Origin of the sequence: Bradyrhizobium sp. RDM12, assembly GCF_051917485.1 — a bacterium.
Lineage (GTDB): Bacteria > Pseudomonadota > Alphaproteobacteria > Rhizobiales > Xanthobacteraceae > Bradyrhizobium.
On record NZ_CM133064.1, the window covers coordinates 3,091,515 to 3,109,890 of the forward strand.

At 65.2% G+C, this 18,376-nt stretch carries 11 protein-coding genes, 1 other RNA gene and 4 pseudogenes; 7 read left to right on the forward strand and 9 right to left on the reverse strand.

Annotation, left to right across the window (positions count from 1 at the left end):
• Window positions 1-518: 518 nt before the first annotated feature.
• From ACTGJ9_RS15045 to ACTGJ9_RS15055, 3 genes and pseudogenes are all read right to left on the reverse strand, one after another.
• Window positions 519-1,682 (reverse strand): IS110 family RNA-guided transposase, encoded by a 1,164-nt coding sequence (locus tag ACTGJ9_RS15045; RefSeq protein WP_456673537.1) that lies wholly within the window; start codon window positions 1,680-1,682, stop codon window positions 519-521.
• Window positions 1,683-1,795: 113 nt separating this feature from the next.
• Window positions 1,796-3,123 (reverse strand): annotated as a pseudogene (locus ACTGJ9_RS15050) (FecR domain-containing protein).
• Between the two features lie 145 nt (window positions 3,124-3,268).
• Window positions 3,269-3,544 (reverse strand): annotated as a pseudogene (locus ACTGJ9_RS15055) (DUF2147 domain-containing protein); the annotation flags it as partial.
• A gap of 156 nt (window positions 3,545-3,700) precedes the next feature.
• Here ACTGJ9_RS15055 and ACTGJ9_RS15060 point away from each other — a divergent pair.
• Window positions 3,701-4,900: pseudogene (locus ACTGJ9_RS15060) on the forward strand (extensin-like domain-containing protein).
• A gap of 107 nt (window positions 4,901-5,007) precedes the next feature.
• Here the strand turns inward: ACTGJ9_RS15060 and ACTGJ9_RS15065 are convergent.
• The 3 genes from ACTGJ9_RS15065 to ACTGJ9_RS15075 are packed head-to-tail and all read right to left on the reverse strand — an operon-like array spanning window position 5,008 to window position 7,232.
• Window positions 5,008-6,201: a lanthionine synthetase C family protein gene (locus ACTGJ9_RS15065; protein WP_456677684.1), complete on the reverse strand. Its 1,194-nt coding sequence runs from the start codon at window positions 6,199-6,201 to the stop codon at window positions 5,008-5,010.
• Complete coding sequence (locus tag ACTGJ9_RS15070) at window positions 6,198-6,542, reverse strand: DUF6665 family protein (protein WP_456677685.1); 345 nt, start codon at window positions 6,540-6,542, stop codon at window positions 6,198-6,200. The genes ACTGJ9_RS15065 and ACTGJ9_RS15070 overlap by 4 nt, the downstream gene beginning before the upstream one ends.
• 54 nt (window positions 6,543-6,596) lie before the next feature.
• Window positions 6,597-7,232, reverse strand: a complete 636-nt coding sequence (locus tag ACTGJ9_RS15075; protein ID WP_456677686.1) for a TetR/AcrR family transcriptional regulator — start codon at window positions 7,230-7,232, stop codon at window positions 6,597-6,599.
• A 247-nt stretch (window positions 7,233-7,479) separates the two neighbouring features.
• Here ACTGJ9_RS15075 and ACTGJ9_RS15080 point away from each other — a divergent pair, with 247 nt between their 5' ends.
• The 4 genes from ACTGJ9_RS15080 to ACTGJ9_RS15095 all read left to right on the forward strand — a co-directional run bounded on the left by ACTGJ9_RS15080 (window position 7,480) and on the right by ACTGJ9_RS15095 (window position 14,066).
• Window positions 7,480-8,724, forward strand: a complete 1,245-nt coding sequence (locus ACTGJ9_RS15080) for an HlyD family efflux transporter periplasmic adaptor subunit (RefSeq protein WP_456677687.1) — start codon at window positions 7,480-7,482, stop codon at window positions 8,722-8,724.
• 30 nt (window positions 8,725-8,754) lie between these two features.
• Window positions 8,755-10,341, forward strand: coding sequence for a DHA2 family efflux MFS transporter permease subunit (locus ACTGJ9_RS15085; protein ID WP_456677688.1), 1,587 nt, complete (start codon window positions 8,755-8,757; stop codon window positions 10,339-10,341).
• A 468-nt stretch (window positions 10,342-10,809) separates the two neighbouring features.
• Window positions 10,810-12,609 (forward strand): ABC transporter ATP-binding protein, encoded by a 1,800-nt coding sequence (locus ACTGJ9_RS15090; RefSeq protein WP_456677689.1) that lies wholly within the window; start codon window positions 10,810-10,812, stop codon window positions 12,607-12,609.
• Window positions 12,610-12,662: 53 nt separating this feature from the next.
• Entirely contained in the window at window positions 12,663-14,066 is a 1,404-nt protein-coding gene (locus ACTGJ9_RS15095) for an MATE family efflux transporter (protein WP_456677690.1), read from the forward strand.
• A gap of 53 nt (window positions 14,067-14,119) precedes the next feature.
• Here the strand turns inward: ACTGJ9_RS15095 and ACTGJ9_RS15100 are convergent, their stop codons facing one another.
• Both ACTGJ9_RS15100 and ACTGJ9_RS15105 read right to left on the reverse strand, forming a co-directional pair.
• Complete coding sequence (locus ACTGJ9_RS15100; RefSeq protein ID WP_456677691.1) at window positions 14,120-14,863, reverse strand: sulfite exporter TauE/SafE family protein; 744 nt, start codon at window positions 14,861-14,863, stop codon at window positions 14,120-14,122.
• A 117-nt stretch (window positions 14,864-14,980) separates the two neighbouring features.
• Entirely contained in the window at window positions 14,981-16,351 is a 1,371-nt protein-coding gene (locus tag ACTGJ9_RS15105) for an aminotransferase-like domain-containing protein (RefSeq protein ID WP_456677692.1), read from the reverse strand.
• A gap of 79 nt (window positions 16,352-16,430) precedes the next feature.
• Between ACTGJ9_RS15105 and ACTGJ9_RS15110 the strand changes: the two genes are divergently transcribed.
• The gene (locus ACTGJ9_RS15110; RefSeq protein ID WP_456677693.1) at window positions 16,431-16,862 is read left to right on the forward strand and encodes a DUF983 domain-containing protein; all 432 of its coding nucleotides are present in this window, start codon (window positions 16,431-16,433) and stop codon (window positions 16,860-16,862) included.
• Between the two features lie 75 nt (window positions 16,863-16,937).
• Window positions 16,938-17,650: pseudogene (locus ACTGJ9_RS15115) on the forward strand (alpha/beta fold hydrolase).
• Window positions 17,651-17,876: 226 nt separating this feature from the next.
• Here ACTGJ9_RS15115 and rnpB read toward each other — a convergent pair.
• An RNA gene (gene rnpB, locus ACTGJ9_RS15120) (RNase P RNA component class A) lies at window positions 17,877-18,355 on the reverse strand.
• Window positions 18,356-18,376: the final 21 nt, after the last annotated feature.

The following is an 18,376-nucleotide window of genomic DNA, read 5'->3' on the forward strand; positions in this document are numbered from 1 at the left end:
ATTGCGAGCGCAGCGAAGCAATCCAGAATCTTTTCTGCGGAGGGACTCTGGATTGCTCACATGGGGATTAGGTGTGTCAAGGCGGTTGTTCAGCTCTTTGTTCGATTGCAGGCCAGCTCTTCGTCCCGACCGCGGGATGTTTCGGATGGCGCGCGGAGATCGCGTCAAGGTCGGCTCGTTAGAGCCGCCGCGCAGCGGCTTGACCTTGACGTGATCGAGCACGCCATCAGGCTTGTGTGGTCGGGAGGCCGCGGGCGAACTCCTCCTTATGGTTCAGCGATCTCAGGGTCGAGCCGGTTTTGACAATCTGGTTTTGCGTGCCAGATCAAACTCACATCCGGTCGTCGCGCGGTAGCGACTGCACCAACATTCCGCTTGCGGCGGGCAGGCTCGAGAGGACGGGACCATTCTTCGTTGCGGCGTTTGAAGCCATGCAATCCATCGGTTCGTCCACCCCGGATCGGCCGAGGCTGATCGTTCCTCGGCTGATTGGTTTTAAGGCTGCGGGAAGCGTTGCATCAGGCGACGGTCTTCATCACGGCTCCCTCGATCACGACGCCGGCGGTCACGTACTTCCACAAGGCCACGAGCAGCTTGCGGGCCAGCGCCACGATCGTGCGCTTGCGGCCGCGCTGGCTGTTGGCCTTGAACCACTGGGTCAGCGCCGATTGAGGCTGGTGGCGTATCCACAACCAGGCGAGCTGGATCATCGTGGTCCTCAGCCGCGGATTGCCGGCCTTCGACACCCCTTGTTCGCGCTCGATGCCGCCGCTCCGCCATGGCGTGGCCGCAAGACCGGCATAGGACGCAACCTGACGGCGGTTGGCGAATTGCCGCCAGAACGCCTCCGTCCAGAGAACGGCCGCGAAGTTCGGGCCCATGCTCTTCAGGGCGAGCAGCATCGTGACGGGATCCGCCTTCTCCCCGGCTGGCTTGCTCACGACCAGCAACGCCTCCTGCTCGCGCTCCACCGCCGCGATCTGGTCGAGCAGCAGTTCGAGACGATCGAGCTCGCGGCTGATCTGGGCCTTCAGATGCGCCGGCAGCATGCGCCCATCTCCGGTCCGCAAGGCTTCGAGCCGTGCCCGTCGATCGCGCCGCAGCGGCACGTAGCCGAATATCCCTTGCGCGAACAGAACGCCCTTGATCCGGTTCACATGCTCGATCCGCTCGGCGATCAATGTCCGCCGCTCGCGGCAAAGCCTGCGGCGGTCCTCCGCTTCCGGAGAGGGCGCCACCACCATCGCGCAGACCCGCGGCTCGCCGCGCTTATAGGCCAGAAGCGCCCGCAACAGCGTCTCGCCATCGAGCCGATCCGTCTTGGCCCGCCTGCGCCGGCGCGGCGTCGCAATCGAGGCCGGATCGACCACGTGGCTCTCGATGCCTTCCTGCTGCAAAGCGCGGTGCAGCCAGAACCCGTCCAGCCCCGCCTCCTGGATCGTGATGATCGGATAGCTCTCACCCGTTCGCGCCTGTGCCTTGCGCTTCAGCTCCGCAAACAGCTTCAAGAGTTCCGCAAGATCGCCGGCCTCCACGCTGCGCTTCGACATCTTCTCGCCCTTGCCGGGCGACAGCGAGGTCACCAGCCATGTCGAGCGGCTCAGTTCCAATGACACGAAAATTGCGCCAAACTGCGTGCGGATAGCGGCCAGTCCGTCGGAAGGATGATCGAGCAACATCATTGTCTCCAGGTTGAGTGTTTCAGCAACCTCAGTCTGGCCTCAGACTTGGCTGCTATCCACTCCCCATGGAATCTTCGCTACGCTCGCAATGACGGGGAGGCACGCTCGCCAATCTATCGCTTCTTCTTTTCCCTCGGCGCCGGCGGGGCTTGCGGGGCGCGGCGGGGAGGTGCTGCTGCAAGCCGGGCTGGCGTGGCGCTGCGCCTTGTTGCGGCTGTGTTGCGGGTTGCAATCCGGTGCGCGGCGTTTGCGGCTGTGGCGTCGTGCCGGGCTGAGGCGTGACTGCTCCGGGCGCTTGCGGAGATTGTCCGCTTTGCTGTCGCTGCCTCTGCGTGCGTTGTCCGGTACGTGGCTGGGCAGCCGGCTGTCCAGTGCCCTGCTGCTGCTGACCTTGGCCTGCGCGCGGCGTGCCTGGCCGTGTCGCGCCGCGTTGCCCCTGGCGCTGCGGCTGCTGCACGCCCGGACGGTTGTTCTGACCCGGCTGGCCATTCGGCCGCTGCGGCTGCTGGTTCGGACGCAATTGCTGTTGCTGCGGCGGCTGCGCCGGTCGCGGAATGCGGCTGATCGCGGCCGGATTGGCGCGGCGGAAGTCGCGCTGCTCGGTGACGATCTGGCGACCGGTGGTCTGCGCCGCGTGCACCTGGCTGACGAAACCGCGGTCGCGCGCGATCTGCTGCGGCGGAATCGTGATCGGCACCGCGGCAAAGCGCATGCCGCCCGGGCCGGCCGCACCGGGCCGGATCGCAAAGCCGCTCGAGGCTTGCGTCAGCGCGCCGAGCCGCGTGCCGCTGGCACGGTCATTGACGTCGATATGGCCGACCCGGCCGTCGGCGTCGGGATAGAGTTTGATGTTGACGTTATTCGCGGTGTTCGCGGTCGCGTTCTCAGGCACGTCGACGACGCCGGTGGTGCCGCGAATGCCGAGCGTTGCGGTCGGGGTTGCGATCTTCATGTCGCCGGTCTTCGCTACCGCCGCCGCGACGAATGCGACCGTGCCCTTGCCGATGTCGTAGATCGCCGAGTTCTGCTTGCCGCCGTCCTCATAGACGTAATTGTCGATGGTGATCTTGGAGCCGGCGGAGAGATTGAACGTGGTGGCGTCGTTGAAGGTGATGCCGAGCGAGGAGCTCGAGGATGTCTGCACGACGTCGTTGAGATAGATGTCGTCGCGCACCTTCAGCGGGTAGGAGTTCTTGTCGCGGATCACGGTCGCGATCCCCGTCACCGTCGCGACGTTGCCGATCGGCTCGACGGCGGTGGGCTGCGCATCGGTCGCGGGCGCAGGCGAGGCGGATGGCGCGGGCGTCGGTTGTGCCTGCGGCTGCGCTTGCGCCTGGGCTTGCGCGAACTCGATTGCGTCGGACGCGCATGCCCTGTCCGCGCCGGCCAGCGGCAGCGCCAGCAGCGGCAAAGCAAATACGACGCGGCGCCAAGCCACCATCAAAGTCACAAGTGAGGTTCCGGTGAGAACACGAGGCGAGATCGGCCGATATCAGCCGGAGCTGGCTGAATGGCGGATGAACGTCTGTCGCACGGGACGGGCGAACGTTCGAACGCCAACGTATGCCGTTGCGACCGCGTCAGTTTTAGCCCACCCGCTTCCAGGTCCGACCGCCGCAGAACATGCCGCCGAAGGCGCAGCCCTGCACGCGCATCGCGTTCGGGCCCTTCATCGCGATCGTCGAGTCGTAGTTGCGGCCGGAATCGGGATCGTGGATGCGGCCGCTCCACTTGGCGCCGTCGAGCTTCATGTTGATCAGGATCCGCTCGTTGGATTTCTCGGCATAGCCGCAGAGATTGGTGCCGCACTGTTCAAGGCGGACGTTGCCCTTGTTCTCTTCGGTCGCCCACACGCCGATCGGCGCCGCCTCGCGCGCGAGCGTCATGGTTAACAGAAACTCACGGTTGGAAAAGTCAGCCCTCTGTCGTTCACCCGCGGCCGCGGACGCGTCATGGTAAAGGAAGGTTGAAATCGACACGTTGAAGAGTCTTTAAGTAAATTCACCGAACCTGCGCGCATGACGCGCGGAGTTCGTTTGTATCTCGTCGGCTCCATCGTCCTTGTTTCGCTCGCGGGTTGCGGACGCGGCTTGTTCCAGGCCGAACGTGAACCGTGGCGGGCCGAGGCCGAAGCGGCGTGCCTGAAATCGGGCGCCGTGAAGGAGAGCCCTGACATCGTCCGGATTGAGCCGATCTCCGGCCCCGGCATGTGCGGCGCCGAGTTTCCGCTGAAGGTCGCAGCGATCGGCGAGGGATCGAGCAGCTACGGTTTCGCCGATGAGGAACTGCGCCCGCCTGGCAGTATCGGCAACCAGCCGCGCTGGCCGGTGACGCAGCCGCAATCGAATTATCCGGCGTCCAGCTATCCGCAGCGGTCGAACTATCCCGAGAGCGCGGTGCGCCAGCCGTCCGGCTATGGCGCCTCGTCCGGCCCGGTGTCGCTCAGCGCGCCCGGCGTGGCCCCGCGGGACGACGAAATCGACCTGCCGCCCGAAGGCGCCGACGCCGCGGGCGCCGCGCGCTACATGAATGCGCCGAGCTATCCGGCGCGGCAGCCGGGGCCGGCACCCTATTCGCAGGCCCCGCGCAGCAGCAGCCGCCCCGGCTCGGTCCGGCGCAGGGCAATCCCGTCACCGCTGTCGGTCCCGTCGCGGTGAAGCCGACGGCGACGCTGGCCTGTCCGATCGTCTCCGAACTCGACCGCTGGTTCGCCGACAGCGTGCAACCTTCGGCGATGCGCTGGTTCGGCGCCCGCGTGGTCGAAATCAAGCAGATCTCCGCCTATTCCTGCCGCGGCATGAATGGCAATCCGCATGCCCATATTTCGGAGCACGCCTTCGGCAACGCGCTCGATGTCGCCGCCTTCGTGCTCGCCGACGGGCGCCGCATCACCGTAAAGGACGGCTGGCGCGGAATGCCGGAAGAGCAGGGATTTCTGCGCGACGTCCAGTCGGGCGCGTGCGCGCATTTCACCACCGTGCTCGCGCCGGGCTCGAACGTCTATCACTACGATCACATTCACGTCGACCTGATGCGCCGCGCCAGCCGCCGCCTGATCTGCCAGCCGGCCGCAGTCTCCGGCGAAGAGGTCGCCGCGCGCGGCGCAGCAGCGCAATCCCTATGCGAACAATCGCGATCCGTCCGTGACCGGCGCGCTCGGTGCGCGCAGGAGCAAGCACGAGAAGATCAACGAGGAAGACGAGTTCGCGGACGATTAGTCCGACACATTTCAGGCGCCCGATATCTTCCCCTATCTCACGCATCCGCAGGTGCAAATCGATCTCGCCTGGGCGCAACGCTGCACCGGGCGCCGCCACAGCTTGGATCAGAACACGTCGATTGTGGGGAAGCGCGGCTCCCCGGTGATGCAGTCCCAGAGATAGATTGCGAGCCCGACGTCGCCGGTCCAAAGCGAATAGCGTCCGCGGCCAACGACCGTCTTGGCACCGCGATACTGGACAATGGCCGTCATGGCGAATTGGCGCGCACGGTCGAGCCAGACCGGATCCTTGGTGCGGCGGTACAGCTTGAGGAATGCGTAGCCGTTCCCGCCGGTGCCGTGGCACAGGTTCGAACCCTTGGTCAGCGGTCCGGCGGCCCAGGTGAAGCGGCCGGCATCCAGCAGAAGCTCGTCAAAGTCCGGCGTCGCGAACGGCGCGTCGGCAAATGTCGTCACCATGCCGGGGGCGCCGTGGCAGTGCTGACACAAGCTCGGGGGCGTTTCGCGCTTGCTTCTCGCACCCCAATTGGTTCCGAGCTCGGACGACCACGCATTCGCGGCCAAGGTCTGCGGCACAACATCGGCCAATTGCGCCTGCTGTGCCGGCGTCAACCAGTCCCATCCACGCAGCAACGGAATGATGTTGCCGGCGAAGCCATGCACAGGTCCGAGCCAGCGGTCCTTGGCGCCGTACAGATCCTGGGTCCAGAGCCGGCCTTGCGGCGTTTCCTCCAGTTCATCCAGCAGCCGGGCGGCTTGCGTTTCGAACAGGCCACGCCATCGCGGCTCCCTTGTCATCTCGGCCATGCGGATCGCAGCCAGCATCGATCCGGGCATGCCCCACATCAGTTCACGGATCGGAAGTTCGGTATTGGCTTCGGCGCGCGCATGGACGAGATCGGCCAAGCCAGGCGTGGGATCAAGGCGCATGGCGAGAAGTGCGGCTCCCATGTCGCCAAATAGCAGCGAGCCGTGCTTGGCATAGCCGGCCGGCGAAACCCGCTCAAACCCAGCGGTTGTCCGTTCGAGAAGTTTCGGCAGCACCGCGCGAAAGTCTTTTGCGGCAGGGCTGGCGCCGACACGATGCAAATAATCGAGCGCCCAGATGACGCCGGCCGCGCCATAGTAGAAGCTGGGATTGCCGTCTCCCACCCCGTCGTCGCCGGGGTGACCGGGCCAAAATGCCTCGGGATCGAAATCAGCGCTGGCGTCGGCAACGATGTCTGCAATTGCGGTGCGGACTGCCAACTCGCTCCAGGCGTCGTGCACACGTGCGCGGTGGCGACCGGGGGTGATCATGACCTGCGTTTTCCGACGTCCGTCGACGGTGCCAGCCCCATGCATCGCTGCACCTCGGCCGGGACGTTGTAGGTCCGCATGATATGGCGGCTGTCGCGCAGGCCGGTCGCCTCGCGTTGCACCACGAACATCCAGAGCGCCTGGCCGGCGGCCATTACCAGCTTGCGCCGGGCCGGTTGCAGCGAGGCCGGTAACTCGGCGCGCGCATGCGTGGCGTCGAACGCGCGCAATTCCGCGAGGGCCTGTTCGAGCGCGCGGCCCATTCGTCCAAGCGCTGAGGCCTGTTCCTGGACTATCTCATAGTGGAGGATATCGACCGGCGGGCGAAGATCACGGGACATGGCGCTCAATATAATGCGGGGCGAACCGCATGCGCAACGCGTGGCCCGCCGCCGTTACTTCGCCTTGTACGCGGCCAGGAACATCCGCGTCGCGCTGTCGATCACGTCCATCATGCGCGCTTCCGACGGTGGCGGCGCGGCCTGGAAGACGAAAGGCAGAAAGAGCGAGGCCTTGCACAGTTCCATGAACTGCGAGGCGGCAAGGTCGCAATCGTCGATCGCGAGATCACCGGGGGCGACATGGGCTTTGAGATATTCGGAGAGCCGGCTGATGGTTTTGTCCAGCACACGGAAATAATAGCGTCGGCCGACGTCGGGCATGCGCTCGGCGATCGCCATCACGGTGCGGATCGCCGATCCGCCGCCGGGCCGGCAGAGCAGATGAAGATAGGCCGCGCCGAAATCCCTCAGCGTTGTCTCGGCGTCGCGGGCGGGGTCGAAATTGAACACGACCTGGCCGTGCTGGAGCGCTTCCTCCTCGAGGATCGCTTCGAACAGTGCGCTCTTGTCGGCGAAGTAGACGTAGAGCGTGCCCTTGGAGACGCCGGCCGCGCGCGCGATCTCACCCATGCTGGCCCCGTCAAAGCCCAAATCCATGAACACCTTGCGGGCGCCGGCAAGGATCTGGCGCCGCTTGGAGCTGTCCTCGTCCGGGAGGGCGTGCAGTTGTTCGCGCTTTGCTGCAACCATTGGTTTAGGGTCTCGAAAGGTTTTGGGTCGGCGGTCGGTCCAGGAAATGCAAATAGAGGATTCGGCCAGTAGGGTCAGCACGGGAACATTAAGTATATTGACCGAACCGTTCGGTCAATGCTATTCTGGATGGGCGAGCGGGACGGCGGCCGTGGGACGGCTGCGCCCGATCGCGTTTTTATTGGGGAGGCCTTTATGGCCACATCGAGAGACCAGGCTGCGCGCGTCCTTCGCCAGGAAGCGGTGGGTGACGACGGCGGACGGTGAAGCTGCGACCGGGACATCCGCCGAGCAGGTACGGTCTCATGTGGCTGAAGAAACCAAGCGCCGCACCAGCGAGGCGCCGGAGAAGCCCGTGACCGACAAGCCGGCCCCGACCGCACCCGCCGCTGCCGCGCCGAAATCCGGCAAGCGCAAATTCGTCATGATGGGCATCGGCCTCGTGCTGGCGCTCGCGGCGGCAGGCTATGCCGGCTATTACACGCTGGTCGGCCGCTTCTACGTGTCCACCGACGACGCTTATGTTCGCGCCAACAACACCATGCTGGGCGCGCGCGTGGCGGGCCATATCTCCTCGATCCTGGCCCGAGACAACACGCTGGTGCATGCCGGCGACACCGTGCTGCGCATCGACGATGGCGACTACAAGATCGCGGTCGACGCGGCTGCGACCCGGATCGCGACACAGCAGGCCACCATCGACCGCATCGGCCGCCAGATCGCGGCGCTCGACAGCCAGGTCGCGCAGGCCAAGGCGCAGCTCGTCTCTGCCGAGGCGGGCCTCAAGCGCGCCGATCTCGACTATGAGCGCCAGCAGGCGCTGAGCAACAAGGGCTTTGCCTCGCGCGCGACCTTCGAAACGTCGGAAGCCGGTCGCGACCAGGGCGCCGCCGCGGTCAAGGCCGCGCAGGCCGCCTACGACGTCGCGGTGAGCAATGTCGATGTCGCCAAGGCACAGCAGGCCGAAGCCCAGGCGCAGCTCGCCGAGCTCAAGACCACCCTCGCCAAGGCAGAGCGCGACCTCGCCTTCGCGGCGGTGCGCGCGCCCGTCGACGGCATCTTCTCCAACCGTCTCGTCAACGCCGGCGACTTCGTTGCCGTCGGCCAGCGCCTCGGCAATGTCGTGCCGCTCGACGACGTCTATATCGACGCCAATTTCAAGGAAACCCAGCTCAAGCGCATCCGTCCAGGCCAGCCGGTGACGATCAAGGTCGATGCCTACGGCATGCGCAAGTTCTCCGGCGTCGTCGATAGCATCGCGGCGGGCTCCGGCTCGGTGTTCACGCTGCTGCCGCCTGACAACGCCACCGGCAACTTCACCAAGATCGTGCAGCGCGTGCCGGTCCGCATCCGCGTGCCGAAGGCGGTTGCCAAGCAGAACCTGCTCCGCGCCGGCATGTCCGTCTACGCGACGGTCGACACCAACAAGGGTGCCGCCGACGCCGACAGCGAGATCGATCTCGACGATCCCACCATGGTCCATCCGCAGTAAGCGCGCGACGAGGCGCTGCGAGGTCAGACCATGGCGAATGCCACGACTGCTTCACCTGCCATGATGGCGGCCGCCGGATCGGAGCGTATCGCGCCGAAGCGGCTGATCGCTTTCATCATCATGGTGTTCGGGATGTTCATGTCGATCCTGGACATCCAGATCGTCTCGGCGTCCCTGAGCGAAATCCAGGCTGGCCTGTCGGCGAGCTCGAGCGAGGTCTCCTGGGTTCAGACCGCCTATCTGATCGCCGAAGTGATCGCGATCCCGCTGTCGGGATTCCTGTCGCGCGCTTTCGGCACGCGGCTGCTGTTCGCGATTTCGGCGGCCGGCTTCACGATTTCGAGCCTGCTCTGCGGTTTCGCCACCAGCATCGAGGAAATGATCCTCTGGCGCGCGCTCCAGGGCTTTCTCGGCGCCGGCATGATCCCGACGGTGTTCGCCTCGGCCTACACCGTGTTCCCGCGTTCGAAATTCCACATCGTCGGTCCCATCATCGGGCTTGTTGCGACCCTGGCTCCCACGATCGGCCCGACGGTCGGCGGCTACATCACCGATTTGATGTCGTGGAACTGGCTGTTCTTCATCAACGTCGTGCCGGGCATCGGCATCACCCTGGGCGTGCTGGCGCTGGTCGATTTCGACGAGCCGCATCTCGAATTGCTCGACCGCTTCGACTGGTGGGGCCTGATCTTCATGGCCGGCTTCCTCGGCACGCTGGAATACGTGCTGGAAGAAGGTCCGCAATATGAATGGCTGCAGGACACCTCGGTGGCGATCTGCGCCTGGATCGGCGCCGTCTCGGCGATTGCCTTCTTCGTGCGCGTCTTCACGGCGGCCGAGCCGATCGTCAATCTGCGCGCCTTCACCAACCGCAATTTCGCGGTCGGCTCGACGCTGCAATTCTGCATCGGCATCGGCCTCTACGGCCTGACCTACATCTATCCGCGCTATCTCGCCGAGGTGCGCGGCTACAGCGCGCTGATGATCGGCGAGACCATGTTCGTCTCGGGCATCACCATGTTCCTGGTGGCGCCGCTGGTCGGCCGGCTGATGGCGAGCCTCGACATGCGCTACATGATCGCGTTCGGCCTGATCGTGTTCGCGATCGGCTCCTACCAGATGACCTGGATCACGCGCGACTTCGATTTCTACGAGCTCTTGATCCCGCAGATCCTGCGCGGCGTCGGCATGATGTTCGCGATGGTGCCGACCAACAACATCGCGCTCGGCACGCTGCCGCCCGACAAGGTGAAGAATGCCAGCGGCCTGTTCAATTTGATGCGCAATCTCGGCGGTGCGGTCGGGCTCGCCGTGATCAACACCGTGCTCAACGCTCGCGCCGACCTGCACATCACGCGTCTGCAGGAGCGGGTGACCTGGGGCAATGCGACCGCGACCGAAACCCTGACCATGCTCCAGCAGAAGTTTCAGGGGCTTGGGGACTCGACGCTGATGGCGATGAAGCAGCTCAGCCAGATCGTGCACCGCCAGGCCGTGGTGATGAGCTTTGGCGACGCGTTCTTGATTCTGACCTTGTTCTATCTGAGCCTCAGCGTCCTGGTCACGCTGTTGAACAGGCCGGCCTCGCCATTCGGTGCCGGCGGCGACGCGCATTGAGCGAGCCACAGCCTAGCTGTCATCGCCCGGCTTGACCGGGCCGTGATTGAACCGAGACGTCGCGGCGTACTGGATGCCCCGGTCAAGCCGGGGCATGACAGTCGAGCGTGAGGCGGTCGCCGCGCCCGAAATGCAACACTCGTGCGTGATCTCGCGCGGGGCCCGTTGCAAATTGCGAATCACACATCTATAAAGCGCGCCTCATTCATTCGAACCGGGGAGAGATTTGCATGATTTCGTCGCATTCGCAGATCGCGTTTCCGCGCTCGATGGTGATCTGGCTCGGTACATATTCGGCCTGCTAGAGGCCATTTCCGCCAGCTTCGATTGGGCCAGGGTTTCGACCAAACGCCCCGATCGCTCCGCTTCCCAAGTCAAATTCAGCTTTAAGTGACGCCGTCCCGGCCCTCGCGGCCGGCCTGCGTCCATCGATGGAGCCGGCCCGCGGCAATGCGGCCGGATGACGCCATGACCGCTTTGTCAAAAAAGCCCGCGGCTATCCGCGTGGTCCTGCCCTTCGTGTTCCGGCACTGGCTGAATCAGCCGGGGCGCACGCTCGCGATTACCGTCGGTCTGCTCGGTGCGACCGTCGCCGATTTGTTCATGCCGGTGTTTTCAGGACATCTGGTCGACGCGCTGACGCGTGGCCCGACCGATCCTGCTGCCCGCCAAGCCGCGCTGGTGGCGCTGGGCGGCATCGTGGTGTTGGGCGCGGTGTCGATGGTGTTGCGCCTGACCGGGCTGCAAGTGATCGTGCCGTTCACGCTGAAGATCATGTCCGACGTGGCGCAGGACGCATTTCTGCGCGTGCAGCGCTTCTCGACCGACTGGCACGCCAACTCCTTCGCGGGTTCGACCGTGCGCAAGATCACGCGCGGCATGTGGGCGCTCGATCTGTTGAACGACACCATCCTGCTGGCACTACTGCCGTCGCTGGCCGTGCTGATCGGATCGATGATCCTGCTCGGCGCGCACTGGGCCTCACTCGGCGCGGTGATCGCGCTCGGTGCGGCTATCTATGTCACGATGACGGTGCTGTTCTCGACGCGCTACATCGCGCCGGCTGCGCGTGTGTCCAATGCCTGGGACACCAAGCTCGGCGGCACGCTGGCGGATGCGCTGACATGCAATGCGGTGGTGAAATCGTTCGGCGCGGAAGCGCGCGAGGATGCGCGGCTTGGGCGCGTCATCAAGCGCTGGCGCGTGCGGGTGCGGCGTACCTGGTTCCGCTACAACTACACCGCCATGGCGCAGCTCTCGCTACTGCTATGCCTGCGGGGCTCGGTGATCGGCGGTTCGGTGCTGCTGTGGATGTACGGGCATGCCTCGCCCGGCGACGTCACCTATGTGCTGACGAGCTACTACGTCATCCACGCTTATCTGCGTGATGTCGGCATGCACATCAACAACCTCCAGCGCTCGGTCAACGACATGGAGGAGCTGGTGGCGATCCATGACGAGCCGATCGGCATCGCCGATGCCGCCGAAGCGCGGCCGATCGCGATCGAGGGCGGCGAGATCGTGTTCGACGACGTCACGTTCCACTATGGCGGCCATCGCGCGCCGCTGTATGACGGGCTGTCGGTCAGGATCCGCGCCGGCGAGCGTGTCGGTCTCGTCGGCCGCTCCGGCTCCGGCAAGACGACGTTCGTCAAGCTGGTGCAGCGGCTCTACGACGTCACCGGCGGCCGCGTGCTGATCGACGGGCAGGATATCGCGCTGGCCACGCAGCAATCGCTGCGCAGCCAGATCGCGATCGTGCAGCAGGATCCGATCCTGTTTCACCGCTCGCTCGCCGAGAACATCGCCTATGGCCGGCCCGGTGCCAGCCTCGAGGCGATCGAGCAGGCGGCGCGGCTGGCGAACGCGCACGACTTCATCCTGCGCCTGCCGAAGGGCTACGGCACGCTGGTCGGCGAGCGTGGCGTCAAGCTGTCGGGCGGCGAGCGGCAGCGCGTGGCGCTGGCGCGCGCCTTCCTGGCCGATGCGCCGGTGCTGATCCTGGACGAGGCGACGTCGAGCCTCGATTCGGAATCAGAGGCGCTGATCCAGCAGGCGATGGAGCGGCTGATGAAAGGCCGCACCTCGATCGTGATCGCGCACCGGCTGTCGACGGTGCGCAGCCTCGATCGCATCCTGGTGTTCGACCGCGGCGAGATCGCCGAGCAGGGCACGCATGCCGTGCTCGCGGGCAAGCCTGGCGGAATCTATCGCAGCCTGTTCGAGCGCCAGGTGGTGGAGCTCGGGCATATCGCAGCAGCGGAATGACGCGTGACGGTAGGGCGAGACTCCCACCGTCACGTCGCCAAAGGTAGAATGAGATGAAGGACCTGACGCGCGGCTCCATCGTGAGCCACATCCTGAGCATGGCGCCACCGATCGTGGTCGGCATGATCACGATCATGATCTGCCAGCTGGTCGACCTGTACTTCGTGTCCGGGCTCGGCGATGCCGCTGTTGCCGGCGTCGCTGCGGCCGGCAATGCCGGCTTCCTCGTCAACGCGCTGATGCAGATGCTCGGCGTCGGCACGGTGGCGCTGGTCGCGCACGCCGTGGGCCGCAGGGATCGCGACGACGCCAATCTCGTGTTCAACCAGGCAGTCGTCCTGTCGGTGCTGTTCGGGCTATTGACGCTGCTCGCCGGCTTTGTGCTGGCGCGCCCCTATATGCGCGCGATTGCCGCCGATGAGGCCACCATCGACGCCGGCACCACCTATTTTCTCTGGTTCATGCCGGCGCTGGCGTTGCAATTCGTCACGCAGGTGATGGCGGCCGCGCTGCGGGCCACCGGCATCGTGCGGCCGAGCATGCTGGTGCAGGTGCTTGCCGTCATCATCAATATCGCGCTGGCGCCGGTCCTGATCACGGGCTGGGGCACCGGATACGCGCTCGGTGTCGCCGGAGCGGGCCTGGCAAGCACGATGGCGGTGTTCATCGCCGTGCTGATGCTGCTCTACTATTTTCGCAGGCTGGAGCGCTACGTCGCCTTCGATCCGGCGCAATGGCGTCCGCAGCTGCGACAGTGGAGGAGGATCCTCAATGTTGGCCTGCCTGCCGGCGGCGAGTTCGTGATGATCTTCATCTTCATGGCGGCGATCTATTACGTGCTGCGCGATCTCGGTCCGGCGGCCCAGGCGGGCTTTGGCATCGGGACGCGTGTCGTGGGCTTGATCCAGATGCCGGCTCTTGCCGTCTCGCTCGCGGCGGGGCCGATCGTCGGCCAGAATTTCGGTGCGGGCAATTACGAGCGGGTGCGGGAGACCTTCGTCAAGGCGGCGCTGATCGCGACCGTCGTGATGATCGCGCTGACGATCCTCGTGCAGCTCAAGCCCGGATTGCTGCTCGCCGGCTTCTCGAATGATCCGGAGACGATGCGCGTCGCGCTGCTGTTTCTGAAGATGATCTCGCTGAACATGGTGGCGCAGGGATTGATCTTCACCTGCTCCAGCATGTTCCAGGGCCTCGGCAACACCAAGCCGGTGTTGTGGAGCTCGGCGACGCGCGTCCTCACCTATTCCGTGCCGGCGATTTTTCTGTCGACGCGGCCGGGCTTTCGGATCGAGTACGTCTGGTATCTGTCGAACGCGGCGACAACGCTGCAGGCGGTCCAGAGCCTGTGGCTGCTGCGCCGTGAGTTCAGGAAGCGGCTGGTGCGTCCGAGCGAAAAAGTTGCAGAACCGGCGAGCCCTGAGCCCGTCGTGCCGCTCGCACGCGAGCCCGCGTAACGACGGCATGCTTCATCATGCAGCTCCGGCTCATTTGCCGGGCTGTCAGGCAGCTAAAGCGAGCTGATGCTGTTCCAGACGAGGGTGGCGCCCGACAGAAACAGCAGGCCGAGCACGACATCGCCGAAATGCTTGTCGCTCAGCGCGTGATAGACGCGCGCGCCGGCCCAGGCGCCGATCAGCGTGCCCGGGAATGCGACCATGGCGAGCCAGACCACCTTGAATGCGACCAGCCCTGAGGCCGTCTGCAACACCAGCGCGGCGGCGAGCACCGTGAAATTGAAGAGCTGGAAGATGCCGCGCCGCTCGTGCTTGTTCCAGCCGCGGATGTTGGCCCACAGGATCGGTAGCGGCCCCGACAGTCCGGCGAGCCCGCCCAGAATGCCGCCGGCAAAGCCGATCGCACCGTCGGCGATGCGGCCGCCGAACGCGATGGCGAATTGCTTCTTGTTGAGGTACAGCGCGCTCGAGAAGATCAGCAGCAGCACGCCGACACTGAGCTTGAACACTTTTGGATCGGCGGAGGCGACCAGCATGGTCCCGAGCGGTACCCCGATCAGTCCGCCGATCAGAAACGGCCACACCAGCGAGAGGTCGAAGCTCTTCCACATGGAGGGCAGCGTCGAGGTCTGCGCGATCACCGAGCAGATCAGCACCAGCGGCACCGCGAGCGAGGGCGGCAGCACGTAAAGCCAGATGCCGAGCGCCATCAGCGCCGTGCCGAATCCGGCCAGTCCCGAGACGAAGCCGCCGGCCAGCGCGCCGAACAGGAGCAGCGCGTAAGTGAGCGTTTCCACCAACAAATTCCTGTCGTTACCGGCGATCCCAAAGCCGCAATCGCCTCATGGCGCATAGCACAGATGCGGCGCGCGAGGTCAATTTCAAAACCGTATGCAACGTGATTCTCCGGCCTGCTAGACGATCTGCCTGATGTCGGCGGGCTTTTGCAGCGCGCGGACAAGGATGCGCACCGCCTCGGTCAATTCCGATCTGTTGCGCGCTGCGCCGAGTGAAACGCGCGCCGCGTGCGGCGACGTGCCATCGACGGTGAAGGCGTCGCCGGCAACGATGGCGAGCCCGTTGCGCAGCAGATGCGCGGCGACGTCCGGTCGCCCCTCCGGCAAGTGTAGCCACAGATGATGTGCGGCGGGCTTCGCCTGGAACTGAAAACCCCTCAACGCGCGCTGGGCCAGTTGCTGGCGGCCCACGGCCTCATTGCGGATCGCGGTGATGATGCGGTCGGCGACGCCAGTCTCGAGCCAGTGCGTTACCAGCGCCACCATCAGCGGCGCCGGCATCTGGACGGTCGCCTGGAGGTGGCCGCGCATCTGAAGCTGCGCGCCGCTGTCGGGCGAGAGCAGATAAGCCACGCGTAGCGCCGGCGCGATGCATTTTGACAGCGTGGTCGCGAGATATGTCCGCTCGGGGATGAGGTTTGCGATCGGCGATGCCGAACGATCGAGCAGCCCGTAGGCGTCGTCCTCGATCAGCACCGTATCGGCGTCGCGGACGATCTTGGCGATCGCGCTGCGCCGCTCGGGGGCAAGAGTCGCCGTGGTCGGATTGTGCAGCGTCGGGATGAGATAGACGGCCTTCGGCCCGTGCGTGCGGCAGGCCTTCGCCAGCGCATCGGGCAAAATGCCGCCGTCATCCATGGCGACGCCGACGAACTTGACGCCGAGCTGTGCCGCCGCGGCCTTGATGCCGGGAAAGGTGAGGGCCTCGGTCAGTATGACCTCGCCCGGCCGCGCGAGATGGGCGAGCAGGTTGAACAGGATCGTCTGCGCGCCGGGAAAGATCACGAGCTTGTCGGCACGCGCATGCGGGACGCGTGTGCGCATCCAGCGCGCGGCGACCTCGCGCTCATGCGCGCTGCCGCCGGGCGGCTGGTAGTTCAGGAATGCGGTCAGGCCCGATTGCGCGCGAATGGCCTCCAGGCCAGCGATGATGCGCTCGTCGAGCTGCGCTTCGAGGGGATGCGGCGGCACGTTCATCGAAAGGTCGATCGCCACCGGATGCGGCAGGTCGACCGCGCGGCGCGCGCTGGTCTCCGACACGAACGATCCCTGGCCGACGCGGGCCTCCATGATGCCGCGGCGCCGCGCCTCGGTGTAGGCGCGCGTCACCGTGGTCAAATCGACGCCAAGCGCCCTGGCAAGCGCGCGCTGTGTCGGCAATTGCTGTCCGCGCACCAGCCGGCCGGCAGCGATGTCGGCCTCCATGGCCTCGACGATGCGCTGGTAGCGCGGCCCGCTCAGCTCCGAGATTGTCGGGGTCCAATCCATGCAATTTCGGCCCGTATCCTTTGAATGTATGGATGCAAGATATTATTGTATGGATCAGCAAAACGGAAGAGGTGTCGTGATGGCGGCCGGTTCAGTTTCTGGGGCGAAGGCGATGTGGCGCGGTTTTCGCGGCAAGTGCCCGAACTGCGGCGAAGGGCATCTGTTCGGCCGCTTCCTGAAAGTGGCGGATAGCTGCGAACATTGCGGCGAGGAGTTGCTTCACCAACGCGCCGATGATTTCCCGGCCTATCTGGTGATGGTCGTGGTCGGCCATCTCGTGGTGCCGGCGATCCTCGCAGTCGAGACCGCTTATGCCCCGCCGGTCTGGCTCCAGCTCGCGGTGTGGCTCCCCGTGACGCTGTTTGCCTCGCTCGCTTTGCTGCAGCCGACCAAGGGCGCCATCGTCGGCCTGCAATGGCAGATCGGCATGCACGGCTTTGAGGCGAGCAAGTTGCGGCGGGATGCCGGTCAGCTTGCGCCCGCGCTGGTGAAAGCGCCACGCGCGGCTTGACGCCCGGCGGCGTTTACATGGCGTGGCTGCCCGCTACACTCCATCGCATCAAAACAAGAACCGATGGAAACGCCGATGGCCCCGCGCGCAAAGACCTTCCTGCTCTGTCATGGCGCGTGGTCCGGCGGATGGGCCTGGAAGAAGATGCATCCGCTGATGGCGCAGGCCGGCCACCGTCTGGTCGCGCCGACCTACACCGGACTCGGCGAGCGCTCGCATCTCGCCAGTCCCGCGATCGATCTCGAGACACATATCCAGGATATCCTCAACGTCATCAGGTTCGAAGATCTCAGTGACATCGTGCTGCTGGGCCACAGCTATGGCGGCGTGGTTGCAACGGGCGTTGCCGATCGCGCAAGAGAGCGCGTGACGCAATTGATCTATCTCGACGCCTTCGTGCCGCGCGATGGCCAGTCGCTGTTCGATCTCAACGAGGCCGGGCGCGAACCGATGCGCAAGGCGGCTAGCTCGGGCGACGGCTACCGCATCCCGCCGAACCCGCCGCCGCCGGATACGCCGCAGGCCGATCTCGACTGGCTCAACGCGCGCCGCATCAATATGCCGATCAAATGTTTTGAAACGAAGCTGAAGCTTCAAGACGGCGAACCCGCGATGCCGCGCAGCTACATCTACTGCAAGCGCATTCCGCCGGGCGATGTGTTCGGGCAATTCGCAAGACGCACGAAGAGCGAGGAGGGCTGGCGCTATTTCGAGTCGACGCGAGCCATGCACCGAATGTCACGGCACCCGAGGCGCTGATGCGTGTGTTGGAGAAGATAGTCGCCTAATTCTCTGTCGTCATTCCGGGGCTCGCGAAGCGAGAGCCCGGAATCCATTCATCCACCGACTCTGCCGCTTGATGGATTCCGGGTTCGTGCTGCGCACGCCCCGGAATGACGGCCGTTGAAAATGGTGAGGGGTCCGATGTGCTAACATCGAACCCCTCGTCGCTGCTAGTTAAGACGCGCTTTCCTGACGCGAACCGGAACTCCACTTCGCTCGAAAGCGCTTTAGAATATCAGCCGGCCTGTAAGCCGGGTTCTGTAGGGCACCGCCCGCTTGCGCGAACGATGCGTGACGGCCATTCCTCTGGGACCATGTTTGCACATGGCCTCGAGCAACCTACCCGGACGGCGGGCCTGACATCGCCCCGCGGCGTTATCGCTTGCGCGAACAGCCCGCTACGCCGTCCCTATTCGGTTTTGCTCCCGGTGGGGTTTACCATGCCGGCTCCGTTGCCGGACCCGCGGTGCGCTCTTACCGCACCTTTTCACCCTTACCCGTCTACGCAGCTTTCGCTGCTACGATGTGGCAAGCCCGGCGGGCCTGCCTCGCCGCAGCCCAAAGGGCGAAGGCGGGCGGTTCGTTCTCTGTGGCACTTTCCCTGGGGTTGCCCCCGCCGGACGTTATCCGGCACCGTATGTCAAGGGAGCCCGGACTTTCCTCCCCGGCGGCCTTTCGGCACTTGCCGGAGCGGCCGTCCGGCCGACTGACGGCTTACGCAATGGGCATTT

What these genes read in the sequence shown, in the direction of transcription:
- ACTGJ9_RS15045 (WP_456673537.1), bottom strand. Translation starts at nt 1,682, where the DNA reads ATGATGTTGCTCGATCATCCTTCCGACGGACTGGCCGCTATCCGCACG.
- ACTGJ9_RS15065 (WP_456677684.1), bottom strand. Translation starts at nt 6,201, where the DNA reads ATGATCACCCCCGGTCGCCACCGCGCACGTGTGCACGACGCCTGGAGC.
- ACTGJ9_RS15070 (WP_456677685.1), bottom strand. Translation starts at nt 6,542, where the DNA reads ATGTCCCGTGATCTTCGCCCGCCGGTCGATATCCTCCACTATGAGATA.
- ACTGJ9_RS15075 (WP_456677686.1), bottom strand. Translation starts at nt 7,232, where the DNA reads ATGGTTGCAGCAAAGCGCGAACAACTGCACGCCCTCCCGGACGAGGAC.
- ACTGJ9_RS15085 (WP_456677688.1), top strand. Translation starts at nt 8,755, where the DNA reads ATGGCGAATGCCACGACTGCTTCACCTGCCATGATGGCGGCCGCCGGA.
- ACTGJ9_RS15090 (WP_456677689.1), top strand. Translation starts at nt 10,810, where the DNA reads ATGACCGCTTTGTCAAAAAAGCCCGCGGCTATCCGCGTGGTCCTGCCC.
- ACTGJ9_RS15095 (WP_456677690.1), top strand. Translation starts at nt 12,663, where the DNA reads ATGAAGGACCTGACGCGCGGCTCCATCGTGAGCCACATCCTGAGCATG.
- ACTGJ9_RS15105 (WP_456677692.1), bottom strand. Translation starts at nt 16,351, where the DNA reads ATGGATTGGACCCCGACAATCTCGGAGCTGAGCGGGCCGCGCTACCAG.
- ACTGJ9_RS15110 (WP_456677693.1), top strand. Translation starts at nt 16,431, where the DNA reads ATGGCGGCCGGTTCAGTTTCTGGGGCGAAGGCGATGTGGCGCGGTTTT.